Raw genomic sequence first — 2,137 nt, forward strand, 5'->3', positions numbered from 1 at the left:
ATGTAGGGGACATTGGTCGAGAAGATATTGAGGCATTCCAAGCTGACCAGTTGACGAGGTTCAAACCAAACACAGCTGCACTACGTCACCGGACGCTCAAGGTCTTTTTCAACTGGCTGGTCACCGAGGAAGAAATCCCTCGTAGTCCAATGGTCAACGTCAAGCCTCAGACCTCCATGGGTGGAGCGTCGCTGACTGATCAATTCTGACGGGGCTTCGCCACCTCGTAGCGAAGCGGCCTGCGGTCGCCGAGCAGGCATGCCTGCCGGGCGCTCAACTCCTCGGCCAGCAGCTCGAGCGCCCGGGCGACCCGGGGTGAGTCGGGGCGTTCGAGCGTCACGGTGATCGAGCGCCGCTCGTAGGAGAAGCTGCCCCCGAGGCGCAGCAGGTGGCGCAGGATCGCCCGGTACTCGTCGGGGTCCTCCAGGTAGGCGTCGAAGTGCTCGGCCGTCCACGACTCGGCGTTGAAGGCGAGCAGCCGCAACACCATCTGCAGCCCCCTGCGCTCGAGGCGCAGCTTGGCCCGCTTGGCCTCGGGGTCGAGGTCGGTGGCCATGACCTTGGCCGGGATCCCCTTCAAGGCGCCGCGTGCGTCTGCGAGCGCTCGCTCCGCCTCCTCGACGCCACGCTTGCGCTCCCCGGCGGCGGCGGTCTTCTCCTCGGCGGAGAGCCCCCGGTCACACAACAGTTGCGCCATGGCGCGCTCGGCGGTTGCCAGGGCCTCCTCGGCTTGGGAGACCACGGCCTTGGCCTGTTTGCGTGCGGGGTTGTCGACCTTGCGGTCGTCAGAGACGATGTCCATGCCGTAGCTGGCGATCGAGTCGATGCCGTTGTGGGCCTCGGCGTACTTGAACAGGTTCTCGATCGTCCACCGGCTGCGCAGCCAGCACACGAGGGCGGCCCCCGAAGCGGTCATGTCGCTCGTCAGCACCTGGAGCACCGCGGCGCCGCGCTCGAAGAGCGTGAGCTGGCGGGCCTTGCCGTAGCCGGCGATGTGGACCACCTCGTCTGCGACGCGCACCACCACGCGCCGGTCGCCTCGCGTGCACCAGCTGCGCTTCACCGGGGCGGTGACCGCGGCGAGCTTGCCCCGCCGGTAGGTGACCCAGTCCATGCCCGCCGCCCGGCACGCCTTGAAGGCGACCGGGTAGGAGCCGCCCCGGTCGAAGCCGACCATGATGGGCTTGCCCGCACCGACCACCTCGCGCAGCTGGCCGAGGACGCTGGGCATGGTGGAAGAGAGCCCCGAGGGCTCCCCCGAGGCGAACACCACCGCCCGGCCCCGGTCGTCGGACACCACGGTGTCGTCGCGGCCCGGTTGGGCGTGGCGGCGCTTGGTGTTCCAGCCCTTGGCCACCGGAGCGGCCCCGGCGTAGGCGACGAAGTGGTCGTCGACGTAGTACACCCACGAGAGCGGTGGGTCGGCCTCGAGCATGCGAGCGGCGAAGGCCCGCTGCAGCGCCAAGGGGTCCGAGCCGTCGGCCAGGGCGCACAACCGCGCCCGCAGGGTCAACATCTCGGGGATGGCGTCGACGCCGACCAGTGCGCCGGCGTCGGCCCGGCGCAGGTGCTTTGTGCCCTCGACGGTGTCGGTGCCGAGGGCGAAGCCGAAGAGGGCGGTGGCGAGCACCGACAGGTCGTCGTAGCGGCGGGCGGGGCCGCCGGTGAGCGTCGAGAAGATCTCGGCGGCGCCCACCATGTCGAGGTACGGGTACAACAGAGCCGCCCCGGCGTAGCGCGAGGGGCGGTCGCCGGTGGCGATGCGGGCGAGGCCCGGCACGAACCCGTCGCCCGCTGGCGTCTCGCGCACGGGATCGACCGGTGCGCTCTGCGACGCTGCGCTCGTCGTGCGTGCGTCGTCTGCGGGTGCGTCGTCGACCGCAGTGCGCTCGGCGCGTCCACCTGCGTCGTCGGCGACGGCCACGTGGTCGACCGCTGCGTCGTCGACCGCTGCGTCGTCGACCGCTGTGTCCTCGGCGTGCTCGTTCGCTCGGGTCGCAACCGGTGCCTCGGCGTCCCCCGATCCGGGATCGGGCCCAGGCTCGCCGTCGCCTTCGCCAGCGGGTGCGACGCCATCTCCGACGAGCGGCTCTTGCACACCGACCGGACCGTGCTTGGCGAGGGTCTCGCGGATAAC

Annotated in this window: 2 protein-coding genes; one reads left to right on the plus strand and one right to left on the minus strand. The window is 70.5% G+C overall.

All coding sequences use genetic code 11. The annotated features are described in order from the left end of the window. Positions 1-209, plus strand: a 209-nt coding sequence (locus VNF71_09650) for a hypothetical protein (protein ID HVA74814.1), incomplete at its 5' end; no start/stop codon positions are given. On the opposite strand, the gene VNF71_09655 is transcribed toward VNF71_09650, so the two are convergent. Continuing rightward, the coding region (locus VNF71_09655) for a hypothetical protein (protein HVA74815.1) at positions 200-2,137 on the minus strand (1,938 nt) is incomplete at its 5' end. The genes VNF71_09650 and VNF71_09655 overlap by 10 nt on opposite strands.

This window comes from Acidimicrobiales bacterium (assembly GCA_035533095.1).
GTDB lineage: Bacteria > Actinomycetota > Acidimicrobiia > Acidimicrobiales > Palsa-688 > DATLUM01.